Genomic DNA, 13,199 nt, shown 5'->3' on the forward strand with positions numbered 1-13,199 from the left:
AACAAGCTCGACGAACTGATGCCTTGGAACTGGGCGCCGATGGCTGCCCCGCAGGCAGAGGCCGCCTAAACCGCGGTATCAACCGGGCGGTTACGGTTCCCGGCACGGAGTGGCGATCGCCACATTCGGGATCGTTGGCGCTGCGCTCTCTGACATCGTCCTGATCGGGGCTGTATCGCTCGGGCTCGGTGCGTTGCTCGCAACCTCGCAGGTCTGGTTTGAGGTGCTGAAATGGCTGGGCGTAGCCTATCTATGCTATCTCGGCATCCGCGTTCTGCGCCAAGCGGGAAGCCCGACAGTCGCGCCATCGGATAGTGCGCCCAAGGCGGACAGGTTGATAAGACCAGTATTCCTGCGCAGCTTTCTGGTCGCGGTGACCAATCCCAAGGGCTACCTGTTCTTTACCGCGTTCCTGCCACAGTTCATTGACCCTACAGCACCCTTGCCGAGCCAGTATGCCATTCTGACGCTGATATTTGTGACGATTGATGTGATGGTGATGGGGGCCTATGCGGCTCTCGGTGCCAGTGCGGCAAGAACGATGCGTGCTGGAGCGCAAAAATGGATCGAGCGGCTCTGCGGATCAAGCTTCCTATTGCTGGCAACAGGGCTGGCCTTCTATCGAAGATCCGCAGAATGAAGCATTTTCTGCTTTTGTGTTTCTTCCGGTAAGATTTGGTCACCTTGTGTATATGTTCCGCCAATACGATGGTCCCTCACCCTCCGGCAAGCTCACCCAAATCCGCCAGCAGTTTTTCAATGCGCGCTGCGATGCCAAGATGTCGCTCGACTTCGCGGGACCAACCTCGGTCGCGGGCATCATTCACCAGAGCAAGTTCGATCTTGTGTCGGTCGCGCAGTCGGCCGGCATAGGCTTTCGTTGTCACGAACTTGGCGCATGTTAGGTAGAGATCGCACTCGCAGGGGCCTTCGGACGGCAATCGCAGACAGTGGCCCAGTTCGAGCTCGGTCTTGATAAAGTTCGTTTTCAGCCAGTCTATCGCGGTGCAGGAAAGCTTTCCAGCGCGCACAGCTTCAGCCCCCGGACCCGCGATCAACTGCCCGGGTTCCAGAACGCTCCTGTAATCTCGGAGGACCTCTGCGTCGCTGATCCTCGCATAGACCATTGCCATGTGCGGGGACTGGTGACCGAGCACGCTCATGATCGTGTGTAGTTTGGCCCCGCGTTCGGCAAGCTGGGATCCGACGCTGTGCCGAAAACGATGCGCCGAAATTGTTGGCTTGCCCTTCTGGTCTACCAGGCCAGCCGCCTCGCAGACCACCCTGAGAGACTCCTGAAATAGATAGTCCGCTGAAATTTGTGTACTGCGGCGGTAGAAGACGTAACGAACGTGCTCGCCAGTTCTTTCATCAGGAACGGGCAGGTCCGGTGCTTCTCGCCGCTGAGCGATCAAGGCTCGCAGCGGCATGGCTGCCTCCTCGTGCAGTGGAACTAGGCGCTCGCACAATGTCTTGCCAGCTGGAATTCGCAGTCTGGCTGTGCCATCGGGATATTGATCGAGGCAGTCGAGTCGCAAACGCGTGATTTCGCTGCGCCGGGCGCCGGACCATCGGGCGATCAACAATGCGGTGCGCTGGAAATCACATTCCAGCCGAACGACTTCCTGCATCAGGCGGTTCAGCTGGTCCTCTGGAATAAACCGCGGAACACGATGCGCAAGGCGAGGAAGGTCGTTTGTGTCCAGAACCGGGCGGTCTGGGAAATCCGGCCAACCCCAAGCTGCCCCATCAGCGAGGAATCTGGCGACTGCGCCTGCCCGTGCGCGGCGCGCTGTGATCGACAAGGGGGCGCCTGCCCTCGGTCTGATATCGACCCGGATGAACTCAAGGTAATCATTGAAAAGGTCAGGCGTGACATCGGCAAAGACCGAGACCCTTGGCTTCGCCTTTGACAAGAACGACACGAAGTGGCGCAGCGAGACGGCAAGGTGATCTGTTGTCTTCTGGGCAAGCGTTTGGTTTTTCCGTTCGATCCAACGATCCGCCCAGATTTGGAGATCTGGTCTTGCTGACGGGATGGGCTTTCTCTTCTCGGGTGTGATCCTCGGGCGAACGACGCTGTTGCCTCGATGGAAAAGGAGTAGCTGCAGCCTGCGGATACGATTGAACCAGGCGCGTTTGAAGCTGTGAGGAAAATCCTTATCCGGCTGCCTGAACGGAAACTGGTTGATCCGGCAGGCAATCGCCTCGATTGCTGACGCCATATCATCGAGGTGATGTTGTTGAACGCCGTCGAAGGTTCTGACGCCAGTGTGCATCGCAAGACGCGGCAGGATGCAGGCTAACGCACAACGCATGCTTCCCTCTGAATAGCCAAGCCTGCCGGCGTCTGTCACGAGGCCCTCTACCCCAGAAAATGCGTCGATTGGTGCGAGCGTCTCTGCGACCCGCATGTTGCCCACGGCGAAAAGGAACTCGTAGTCCAGTCGAACCCGATCTGTCAGAGCCAGATAGTAGAGGTAAGTCCTTGCCCGGTAACTGAGGGGATGGGTTGGGAATGCCTGTTTGTCTCCGGCCAGGCACCCGATTCTGACAGGGAGAGGTTCCGCAAACCAAGCTGCAAGATCTGGCCAGCGCGTCTGAAACGCGGCTCGATATGTCAGACGCTTCCGGCGAAAGCGCTCGTTCATGGGCAGGCGGGAAAGAAAGGCTGCGTAGTCAGCTTCGTCTGCATGAAGACAGGCGATATGTGCAGTCAGGCGCAAATCTGCGGCGGCTAGCGTCATGACTTTTCCCCTTCGTCGTTGGATTGATCACGCTTCATGCCAAGGGCTGCCCGATACTCTGCGACGACCACCGGGTCGGAGACCTTGGTGTAGATTCTGGTGGATTCCGGTGACGCATGGCCAAGCCGCCGTTGCAGCGTCAGTTCCCGCATGCCGGCCTCCCACATCTGCGTCGCATGGGTGTGGCGAAGGGCGTGTGGCGTCATCCAGGGTTCACGGATCCCGGCGCGTTCACATGCGCGTGCGAAAAGACGTGCAAGTGCCGAATACGACAAGGGCTCCGCTCGGCGACTGCCGTCGCCGCCGACCAGAAAGATGAAAGGGGAGGTTGCGTCGTGCGGGCGTTCGCTCATGACATAGGCGTTCAGCGTGTCCAGGGTCACTCCGTCGTGCAGGTCGACGACGCGCTCTACTCTCGACTTTGATCTCGCGCCTTTGGGATGATCGTCACGGCAGCGGACAAATACCCGTCTTCGGCCATAGCCAATGTCGCTCAGGTGCAGTCCCAGTACTTCGCCGGGGCGCAGGCCGGCGTTCAACATAAGAAGGATCAAGCTGCGATCGCGAAGGTTACGCAGCGCGCCCAGTATGCTGGCGACTTGCTGATGTGACATCGGGCGCGGCAGGCGCTGCACAGTCCGGAGGCTCAGATCGCGAACCTCAAGTTTTCGACGAGTTACGCCCGCCAAGAATGGCCGGTGGAGGTCGGTGGCCAGCCAGGCAGACAAATCGGCGGTTTTGGCGATGGGGTTCGGACCACTGAACGTGCCCATAAACCGCGCCCATTTGTAGAAGGCGCCCACCGCTGCCAAGGCCCTGTTGATCGTTGCGGCGGATAGGCGGGGCTGCACCTCGGCGCCATCCCTGGCCGCCAGCCGGATCGCTGACGCCTGCCGCTTTCGGCCGGACGGCATCGCCCGAAGATGAGCGAGGAATCCAACGGAGAGTTCGGGGGTGAGGTTTGTCCAGTGAATGTTCTGGGTTGAGAGAAAGGTCCAAAGATGAACCAGATCGTGCGCGTAGGCCGAGACAGTGTTCGGCGAAAACCCCTTGGCATTGAGATAGGCGAGAAAGCGACAGGCCGGGTCGATTTCAGCGCCGTCAGCAGTAATGACGATCGGAATACCGCTGTCCCCAGGACGTTTGACTTTGAACATGAGCACCTCGATGAAATTGTTCAATCAATGGCTTACTTTACGGCGTTTCCACGTCATTTTGATACTGTCCACATAATCGATGCCAGCAAGGAGATCACGGCCGACTTCCGGCACCGCGCGCTCCGCCACCATGCCGAGGGCATCTTCATGGCCGAGACGATTTTCGGTCCGACGCTCACCCTCTCGACTGGGCGCATTATCCCGACCCGCTGGGTCGGCGAGCAGCATGTGAAGGAAGACCTCGGCTTCATCCCGAGCTTCGCCGACTGGGTGAAGGCCATCCGGCCCGAGCCCTGGATGGGCCGGTCCGAGCGGATCGAAGCGCTGGTCGATCCGCATCTCGCTTCACCCGTGGTCGAGGTCGCCTGAGATGATTGACCCGGCCTATCAGCGCCTCGGCCTGCCAGCGGAGGTGTCGCCCTACGCCGTCCTGCGCGCGGCAGTCCGGGCGCTGCACCCCGACACGCGCGCCGTTCGCGGCTTTCGCACGGCGCGCAAGCGCTTCTACCGGCAGATGCTCTGCGCGCATGCCGCGCGACAGGCGGCGGGCGACGAGCCAAACGCCTGATCTCCGCCAGCCACCCTTTCATCCCAACCCAGCGCCCGGCCGCTCGGCCGGGTCTTCCCCATCCAGGAGGTCCCCATGGCGGATTACTTCACCCATTTCTCGTGCCTGCTCGATGTCGGCACCCCCGACAAGGCTGCCCGCGCGCTCGCGCTGTTCCAGAGCTTGCGCGAAGCCGATCAGGACGCCGAAGACCCGGAGGTCGCGGGCTTCAACCTCGTGCGTCAGGACGTGCCCGAGGGCAGCAGCCTCTGGATCCATGACGACGAGCACGGCGATGTCGAAGCTGTCATCCGCTTCGTGCTGCGCCTGGCAGAAGAACTCGACCTTACCGGTCTCTGGGGGGTTTCAGTATGCGCTGACCTGTTCGCGGCCTCGCCTCGACGCCTTCGGCGGTGGCGCGCATGCCATCGATCTCGGTGCCCGCAAATCCATCGGCTGGACCAGCAGCCAGGAATGGCTCGCCGCCGCGCTGAACGGGGAGGACACCGATGCCTGAGGTGATCTGCACCACCGTCTACCAGTTCCCCGAACTCTCGGAGGCGGCCAAGGAAAAGGCGCGCAGCTGGTATCGCGAGCTCGGGCCCCGTGACGATTGGTGGGACGCGGTCTACGAGGATTTCGAGCGGGTCTGCGAGATCCTCGGTATCCGCCTGAAAACCACACCCGTCCGCCTGATGGGCGGCGGGACGCGGGCCAGATCCTGCATCTGGTTCTCCGGGTTCTGGAGCCAGGGCGACGGGGCCTGCTTCGAGGGCTACTGGTCCCACGCCAAGGGCGCGGCCGCGCGCATCCGGGACTACGCCCCGACGGATGCGACGCTGCATGGCATCGCGGACCGGCTGCTGGCCATCCAGCGCCGGAACTTCTACCAGCTCGCTGCCGAGGTCAGCCACCGCGGGCGCTACTACCACGAATACACCATGTCGATCGACGTCACGCGCGACAGCCCGACCTGGCAGCCGCCGACCGAGGATGCGGAGGAGATCGTGACCGAGGCGCTGCGTGATCTGGCCCGCTGGCTATACCGCCAGCTTGAGGCCGAATACGACCACCTCACCTCGGATGAGGCCATCGAGGAAGGGATCATCGTCAACGAGTATTCGTTCACGGAAGCCGGGCGGCGGTTCGGGTGAGAGCGCACGGTTGAAAACTGTCAGAAATCTGCGTATATTTCTGACAAAGGAGCGATCATGGAGCGCATGGCCGAGAGCATTATGAATGTCGCTACGGCGTTGCCGGAGGGGGTGCCCTTGGCAGCGAAGGGGCTCCTGCACCTCGGCTCGCGCGCGGCGGTCGATCAGACACTCTCGCGTCTGGCCGCGCGCGGCGAGCTGATCCGTGCAGGACGCGGCATCTACATGCGCCCAGTCCAGACACGCTTTGGTCCGCGCAGTCCGTCCGCTGAACAGGCGATTGAAGCGCTCGCTGTGCAGCGGGGCGAGACGATCGTGCCGAGCGGCGCTGCCGCGGCAAACGCTCTGGGCCTGACCACGCAGGTGCCGGTCAAGTCGGTTTACCTCACCTCGGGGCGAAGCCGTGTGCTGAACCTTGGCCGGCAAGCAGTCGAACTGCGTCATGCGCCGCGCTGGCAGTTGGCCCTTGGGAGCAAGACCTCGGGCCAGGCCGTCCGTGCGCTGGCCTGGCTCGGGCCGGATGAGGCCCCCAAGGCTCTCCCCTTTCTGCGATCCAAGCTCACGGACACGGCAAAGACCGAACTCGTGTCCGCCGCGCCGCAGTTCCCGACTTGGCTGGCACGATTGGTTGGAGAGATGGTTCATGGCTGAGGCATTCCTGCGCCTCACCGCCAAAGACCGACTGGATGCTCTTGGCGTCGCAGCCGATCGGCTTGGTCGGCCAGCCCACCTCCTCGAAAAGGACGTCTGGGTGGTCTGGGCGATCCAGCAACTGTTTGGATCGCCCGTCGGCACAAACCTCGTCTTCAAGGGTGGCACCTCTCTGTCGAAGGCCTACCAGGTCATTGACCGGTTTTCCGAGGATGTGGATCTGACATTTGATATCCGGGCGCTGATCCCGGATTTGCTCGAGGGCCGTGAAGATGCCATGCCCGCCACATCCAGCGAAGAGCGGCGCTGGTCGAAGCGTGTCCGACAGGCTTTGCCAGAATGGGTGGCCGGGACCATCCAGCCGATCCTGCAGCAGGCGATTGATCGGGACGGGATCGATGCCGGCCTTCGGATTGACGGCGACAAGCTGTTCATCGACTACCCGCACCTCGCCCAAGGCACGGGATACGTTTCTCCGAGCGTGATGCTGGAATTTGGCGCGCGTTCTACCGGAGAGCCGGCATCAGCGCGAGACATTGTCTGTGACGCAGCGGGGGCCGTTGACGGCCTTGAGTTTCCGACTGCTCGCCCGCGCGTGATGCATGCAGAACGGACCTTCTGGGAAAAGGCAACGGCGATCCACGTGTTCTGTTTGCAGAGCCGTATGCGAGGGGATCGCTTTTCCAGACACTGGCATGATGTCGCCCGGTTGGACGCAGCGGGCATCGCCGCTGCGGCCATCGAAGATCGCGCACTTGGGACCGCTGTCGCAAAGCACAAGGCGATGTTCTTTGCAGAGAAGGCAGCGGATGCCACATGGATCGATTACGGCGCCGCAACCTCTGGGCATCTACAACTGGTCCCGGGCGGCGATGCTCTCAAGGCTCTCGCCGACGATTATCGCCGGATGGTCGAGGACGGCCTGCTTGCATCAACACCAGAGCCCTTTGGCGACTTGATGGACCGCTGCGCGGACATCGCGCGCAAGGCCAATGCAGCGTTCAAGCCTGACTGACCATCTTTTCGGAAGATTCCCGTTACTTGTTCCCGTCGATCCACTTCGACATGAGCCCCTTGTTGCGGAAGCACTCATCCGGCACGGCGCGCCGTTTGATCCGGGCGAGTTTCTCTGCGAAGGCCACCTGCTTGGACGTGGGCAGCCGGTCCATGTCGGATACTGGTTTCAGCCGGGCCTGTGCCTCGATCCAGGCACTCAGGGACCGGCGGTCCTGCTGCACCTCCCACGGCAGGAGGGTCTGGTTGCGCAGGGCGAGAGACCGCGCATAGGCGATCTGCTTGGGTGTTGCGGGCAGGGCGTGCGTGGTGCTGTCCATCGGGAAACTCCCTTTCTGGCTTGGGCTTCAATATAGAACATAAGGGGAACATAATCAAGCCAAGCGTCCGGGTTGCGCCGGTTCGAGAGGAAAAGGGGGGCGGGGAAAGATCAGGCCTGAGGGTGCCCGAGAGAGGGTGCCCGATCCTGATCCTGTCCCTCATTCCGGAGTTTCCCCATGACCTATCTCGCCCCTGTTGCGCCTCCCGTTCCTGTTCCATCTCGCGATCCCGCGTCCGCGATCCTCGCTGTCGCCGAAGCGCTGCAGCCCGATCTGGCACAGGGGTTCCAGATCGACGCGGTGCGCCTGCGGCTTGAGATGGAGCGCGCCTTTTGCGGCTCCGATGCCGATGGCGCGTGGGACTGGAAGCTTGCCTATGAGGCGGGCGAGGTGGCGCTGGTCCTCTTCCTGCGGAAGTTCGGCCGCGCGCTGCTCGCCCGGGCGGGCTCGCCCGCTGCCCTGCTGCCGATCCTTACCAAGGTCGCGGGCCTGTTGCCCACGCATACGCGGCGCTCGGAGGAGATGGAGCGGTTCCAGCAATTCAGCACACCGCTGCCCATGGGTCTCGCGGCCCTCGCCGGGGCGCAGATCACGCCCCGAGACCTCGTCCTCGAACCCTCGGCCGGGACCGGACTTCTGGCGATCCTCGGCGAGATCGCAGGTGGCGGTCTCGCGCTGAACGAGCTGGCCGATACCCGCGCCGATCTTCTGCGCCTCCTCTTTCCGGGGCGTCCCGTGTCCACGTTCGACGCCGCGCAGATCGATGATCATCTGGACGCGGGCTTTCGCCCGAGCGTTATCCTGATGAACCCGCCCTTCTCGGCTCTGGCCAATGTCGATGGTCGGACGACCGAGGCGACGGCCCGGCATCTGCGCTCGGCGCTTGCGCGGCTCGCTCCTGGCGGGCGGCTCGTCGCCATCACCGGAGCCGGCTTCGCGCCCGATGCGCCCGCCTGGGCGGACGGTTTCGCCCGCCTGACCGAGTCTGCTCATCTGATCTTCACCGGTGCTGTGTCCGGCACCGCCTTTGCCAAACATGGCACCAGCTTTGAAACCCGTATCTCGGTCTTTGACAAATGCCGCGGTGGAGAGGCGGGCGGCATCGCCGCCGATCTGGCGCGCCCGATATCGCCGGATGTGGCCAGCCTTCTGTCGCTGATCACCACCCATATCCCCCCGCGCCTCGAGTTGGAGCCTGCTGACCCAGTAGGGCCGGGCCGCTCTTCCCCCTTCCCGGGAAATCCTGCCCGTACCACGCGCACGGCCATCAGCACATCGCGCGCTGCGCCAGCAACACCCACCACCACTGGCGCGCAGATCGAGGCCGCGGACCTCACCTACAGCCTGCGGGATGCAACCGAGGCCAGTGCCAGCGCGCGCCTTTCGGATGCCATTTATGAGAACTTCAGTCTGCAGGCCATCCACATCCCCGGCGCGGCACCACACCCGACCAAGCTGGTGCAGTCGGCCGCCATGGCCTCGGTCGCGCCCCCGAAACCGACCTACCACCCCAAGCTGCCCTCCGCCGTCCTGCGCGACGGCCTGCTGTCTGATGCCCAACTGGAGACGGTCATCTATGCGGGCGAAGCGCATGGCGCCTATCTCGCGGGGTCGTGGTCTGTCGATGAAACCGGCGACATGGTCTCGGCCGCACCGGAGGATGCCGCTGACGCTGTCCGCTTCCGTCGTGGGTTTTTCCTTGGCGACGGCACCGGGGCGGGCAAGGGCCGGCAGTCGGCCGGGATCCTGCTCGACAACTGGTGCCAGGGCCGCCGCAAGGCGCTGTGGATCTCGAAAAGCGACAAGCTGCTGGAAGATGCGCAGCGCGACTGGTCGGCCCTTGGCCAGGAGCGGCTGCTGGTCACGCCGCTCTCGCGCTTCGCGCAAGGCCGCGACATCCCGCTGACCGAAGGCATCCTCTTCACCACCTATGCCACGCTGCGCTTGGAGGAACGCGGCGCCAAGAAATCCCGCGTCGATCAGATCGTCGACTGGCTGGGGGCGGATTTCGACGGGGTGATCCTGTTCGATGAAAGCCATGCCATGGCGAATGCCGCCGGGTCGAAGGGCGAGCGCGGCGACACGGAAGCCTCGCAGCAAGGCAGGGCGGGCCTGCGACTGCAGCACAAGCTGCCCAATGCCCGCGTGGTCTATGTCTCTGCCACGGGGGCGACGACGGTCCACAACCTCGCCTATGCTCAGCGCCTCGGGCTTTGGGGCGGGGAGGACTTTCCGTTCGCAACGCGGGCGGAATTCGTACAGGCCATCGAGGCGGGGGGTGTCGCCGCGATGGAGGTTCTGGCCCGCGACCTGCGGTCCCTTGGCCTCTACACTGCCCGGTCGCTGTCCTATGACGGCGTCGAATACGAGATGCTGGAACATGCGCTGACCCCCGCGCAGCGTGGCATCTACGATGCCTATGCCGAGGCCTTCGCCATCATCCACAACAACCTCGCCGCCGCCATGGAGGCCGCGAACATCACGGGCGACAGCGGCACGCTGAACCGCCAGGCCAAGTCTGCCGCACGCTCGGCTTTCGAATCCGCCAAGCAGCGCTTCTTCGGCCATCTGCTGACCAGCATGAAAACCCCTACGCTGATCGCCGCCATCGAAGCTGATCTCGCAGCGGGTCACGCCTCCGTCATCCAGATCGTCTCCACCGGCGAGGCGCTGATGGAACGCCGCCTGTCGGAAATCCCGACCGAAGAGTGGAACGACATCCGCGTCGACATCACGCCTCGGGAATATGTCCTAGATTACCTCGCCCATTCCTTCCCGGTGCAGCTCTACGAGCCCTTCACCGATAGCGAGGGCAATCTCTCGTCCCGACCCGTGGTCCGTGGCGGCCAGCCCATCGAATGCCGCGAAGCCGCCCGCAGGCGGGACGCGCTGATCGAGAAGCTGGCATCACTTCCGCCCGTGGCCGGGTCGCTGGATCAGATTGTCCAGCGCTTCGGCACCGATCTCGTGGCCGAGGTCACAGGCCGGTCGCGCCGCATCGTACGAAAGGGCGAGGGTCCTGCGGCGCGCCTCGTCGTGGAAAGCCGCGCGGGGTCTGCCAACCTCGCGGAAACCGCCGCCTTCATGGACGACCAGAAGCGCATCCTGGTCTTCTCGGATGCCGGGGGGACGGGGCGCAGCTATCACGCCGATCTCGGGTCGAGGAACCAGCGCCTGCGCGTCCACTACCTTCTGGAGCCCGGGTGGAAGGCCGACGCGGCCATTCAAGGCCTCGGGCGTACCAACCGCACCAACCAGGCGCAGCCGCCGCTCTTCCGTCCCGTGGCCACCGATGTGAAGGCGGAGAAGCGTTTCCTCTCGACCATCGCGCGCCGCCTCGACACGCTCGGCGCGATCACGCGCGGCCAGCGTCAGACCGGGGGTCAGGGTCTCTTCCGCCCGGAGGACAACCTCGAGTCCCCCTATGCCCGCGATGCCCTGCGCCAGCTCTACCGCCGCCTCTATCGCGGCGATGTGGCGGGCTGCTCGCTTGCGGCCTTCGAGGATGCGACGGGGCTCAGCCTGACCGACGACACTGGTCTGAAGGACGACCTGCCGCCGATCACGACCTTCCTCAATCGCCTGCTGGCGCTGACGATCGACATGCAGGCCGTGCTCTTCTCGGCCTTCGAGGAACTGCTCGATGCGCGGATCGAGGGGGCCATCGCCGCCGGGGCCTATGACCTCGGGCTCGAGACGCTGCGCGCCGAGAGCTTCCGCATCACCGACGCCCGGGTGATCTATACCCATCCCGGCTCCGGCGCCGAAACCCAGCTGCTGACCATCGCGGAGAAGCGGCGCAACACGCCGACCTCGCTCGCCGATGCGCTCGACTGGCTCGACGATCCGAAGGCGCGCCTGCTGGTCAACAGCCGCTCCGGCCGGGCCGCGGTGCAGGTTCCCGCCACCAGCCTGATGGTGGACGACGGCACCATTGAACCTCGCCTGCGCCTGATCCGACCCACCGAGGCCAGCACGGTTCCGGCCAGGATCATGGAGGACACGCATTGGCTGGAGGCCGACCGCGCGGCGTTCGATGCCGCCTGGACCGCGGAACTGGCCGAGGTGCCGGAGTTCAGCGAGTCCACGCTGCATATCGTGTCGGGGCTGCTGCTGCCGATCTGGAAGCAGCTCCCGCAGGATGAAACCCGGGTCTACCGGCTGCAGACCGACGACGGCCAGCGCCTCATCGGCCGCCGCGTCTCGCCCGCCTGGGTCGCGACCACGCTGGCAGATGACGCGCCGAAGCTCAGTGCAGCGCAGGTCCATGCCCTTGTTCTTGAGGGCAAGACGGTCGTGCGGTTGGCTGAAGGGATGGAACTCCACCGGTCCCGCGTCATGGGCGTCAACCGGATCGAGCTGTCCGGCTTCACCGAGGCCGCCAAAGACCGGCTCAAGGCCGATGGCTTCTTCTCGGAGATCATCAGCTGGAAGCTGCGGCTGTTCTGTCCGACCGACCCTACCGGCATCGCTGTGCTGGATCGCCTGCTTGCACGTTGTCCTGTGACGGGACTACATGAACGCGGAGGGTGTTGAGCCATGTATTCTGAGACCGAAGATGTAATCCGCGCTCTGGCGGAGAATGCCGAGGGCGTGTGTCGCGCCTACCTTCCCGCCGGACGGCGGGAAGGGTCCTACTGGATCGTTGGCGATCTGCAGAACAACCCTGGACGGTCGCTCTTCGTGCGGCTGACCGGGCCTGCATCAGGGCCGGGTGCTGCCGGCAAGTTCGCCGACGCCGCCACGGGAGAGCATGGCGATCTTCTCGACATCATCCGCGAGCGGACCGGCATCTCCCGCTTTCCCGACCTTCTGGCCGAGGCCCGGGCGCATCTCGGTCGTCCGCAGCCGGTCCTCCCGGACGTGCCAGTGCCGAAGAAGTCCAAGGCCCCCGGTGGCACGCCAGCGGCAGCGGCGCGCCTCTTTGCGGCTTCGGTCCTGATCGCAGGCACGCTTGCTGACATCTACCTCCGTTCGCGGGGCGTCACCCAAGGTGGCACCATGAGCGCCCTGCGCTTCCACCCGAAGTGCTGGCATCGGGATGAGGGCCAGACCCGAAGCGTCCCCAGACCGGCGCTGATCGCGGCGGTCACCGATGGGGCAGGGGTCTTGCAGGGCGTGCACCGCACCTGGCTGGCGCCGGACGGACAGGGGAAAGCAGATGTCGAGACGCAGCGGCGTGCCATGGGTCACCTCCTGGGCAATGCCGTCAGGCTCACCCCACATGACGACATCCTCGTTGTTGGCGAGGGCATCGAGACCATGCTGTCCCTGGTTGAGGCAGTGCCCGGCCTTCCCGTCTGGGCTGCGCTCTCGTCCGGTCACCTCGGGGCCGTCCTGCTGCCGGAGGGGGTGCAGCGCCTCTACATCGCCATCGACCGCGATCCGGCGGGGCGGAGCGCGGCAGAGAGGTTGAGCGCCAGAGCAGCCGAGGGTGGGATTGCCGTGCGGGTGCTGGAACCGCGGCTCGGGGATTTCAACGATGATCTCCGGGCGTACGGCACGGGCGCGCTGCGTCGGCATCTGGCAGGGCAGATCGGGCCCGAGGATCGGCATCGCCTGTTCGGCTGAGCAGCATCGCGCAGGGGGCGGACAAGGGACAGCGGGGC

Annotated in this window: 11 protein-coding genes and 1 pseudogene; 9 read left to right on the plus strand and 3 right to left on the minus strand. The window is 64.2% G+C overall.

Annotation, left to right across the window (positions count from 1 at the left end; genetic code table 11):
- Window positions 1-109: 109 nt before the first annotated feature.
- The gene (locus EV216_RS05850; RefSeq protein WP_165899161.1) at window positions 110-640 is read left to right on the plus strand and encodes a LysE family translocator; all 531 of its coding nucleotides are present in this window, start codon (window positions 110-112) and stop codon (window positions 638-640) included.
- 76 nt (window positions 641-716) lie between these two features.
- Here the strand turns inward: EV216_RS05850 and EV216_RS05855 are convergent, their stop codons facing one another.
- Entirely contained in the window at window positions 717-2,747 is a 2,031-nt protein-coding gene (locus EV216_RS05855) for a tyrosine-type recombinase/integrase (protein WP_132694138.1), read from the minus strand.
- Window positions 2,744-3,928 (minus strand): tyrosine-type recombinase/integrase, encoded by a 1,185-nt coding sequence (locus tag EV216_RS05860; protein ID WP_207893974.1) that lies wholly within the window; start codon window positions 3,926-3,928, stop codon window positions 2,744-2,746. Before EV216_RS05860 ends, EV216_RS05855 begins: the two co-directional genes overlap by 4 nt.
- Before the next feature lie 3 nt (window positions 3,929-3,931).
- Here EV216_RS05860 and EV216_RS18595 point away from each other — a divergent pair, with 3 nt between their 5' ends.
- The 6 genes and pseudogenes from EV216_RS18595 (at window position 3,932) to EV216_RS05890 (ending at window position 7,271) form a co-directional block, all read left to right on the plus strand.
- Entirely contained in the window at window positions 3,932-4,273 is a 342-nt protein-coding gene (locus tag EV216_RS18595; RefSeq protein WP_243641983.1) for a DUF6915 family protein, read from the plus strand.
- A 1-nt stretch (window position 4,274) separates the two neighbouring features.
- Complete coding sequence (locus EV216_RS05870; protein ID WP_132694139.1) at window positions 4,275-4,472, plus strand: hypothetical protein; 198 nt, start codon at window positions 4,275-4,277, stop codon at window positions 4,470-4,472.
- Between the two features lie 75 nt (window positions 4,473-4,547).
- Window positions 4,548-4,968: pseudogene (locus EV216_RS05875) on the plus strand (hypothetical protein).
- Window positions 4,961-5,605 (plus strand): antitoxin of toxin-antitoxin stability system, encoded by a 645-nt coding sequence (locus EV216_RS05880; RefSeq protein WP_132694140.1) that lies wholly within the window; start codon window positions 4,961-4,963, stop codon window positions 5,603-5,605. Before EV216_RS05875 ends, EV216_RS05880 begins: the two are co-directional and overlap by 8 nt.
- Window positions 5,606-5,662: 57 nt before the next feature.
- Window positions 5,663-6,256 carry a DUF6088 family protein gene (locus tag EV216_RS05885; RefSeq protein ID WP_132694141.1) on the plus strand — a complete coding sequence of 198 codons (594 nt, stop codon included), beginning with the start codon at window positions 5,663-5,665 and terminating at the stop codon, window positions 6,254-6,256.
- Window positions 6,249-7,271, plus strand: coding sequence for a nucleotidyl transferase AbiEii/AbiGii toxin family protein (locus EV216_RS05890; protein ID WP_132694142.1), 1,023 nt, complete (start codon window positions 6,249-6,251; stop codon window positions 7,269-7,271). The genes EV216_RS05885 and EV216_RS05890 overlap by 8 nt, the downstream gene beginning before the upstream one ends.
- Before the next feature lie 22 nt (window positions 7,272-7,293).
- On the opposite strand, the gene EV216_RS05895 is transcribed toward EV216_RS05890, so the two are convergent.
- Window positions 7,294-7,590, minus strand: a complete 297-nt coding sequence (locus EV216_RS05895; protein ID WP_132694143.1) for a hypothetical protein — start codon at window positions 7,588-7,590, stop codon at window positions 7,294-7,296.
- Window positions 7,591-7,767: 177 nt separating this feature from the next.
- Here EV216_RS05895 and EV216_RS05900 point away from each other — a divergent pair, with 177 nt between their 5' ends.
- Window positions 7,768-12,126 carry a strawberry notch family protein gene (locus EV216_RS05900; protein WP_132694144.1) on the plus strand — a complete coding sequence of 1,453 codons (4,359 nt, stop codon included), beginning with the start codon at window positions 7,768-7,770 and terminating at the stop codon, window positions 12,124-12,126.
- 3 nt (window positions 12,127-12,129) lie between these two features.
- Window positions 12,130-13,161: a DUF7146 domain-containing protein gene (locus EV216_RS05905; protein WP_132694145.1), complete on the plus strand. Its 1,032-nt coding sequence runs from the start codon at window positions 12,130-12,132 to the stop codon at window positions 13,159-13,161.
- Window positions 13,162-13,199: the final 38 nt, after the last annotated feature.

The organism is Rhodovulum steppense (assembly GCF_004339675.1).
Taxonomy (GTDB): Bacteria; Pseudomonadota; Alphaproteobacteria; order Rhodobacterales; family Rhodobacteraceae; genus Rhodovulum; species Rhodovulum steppense.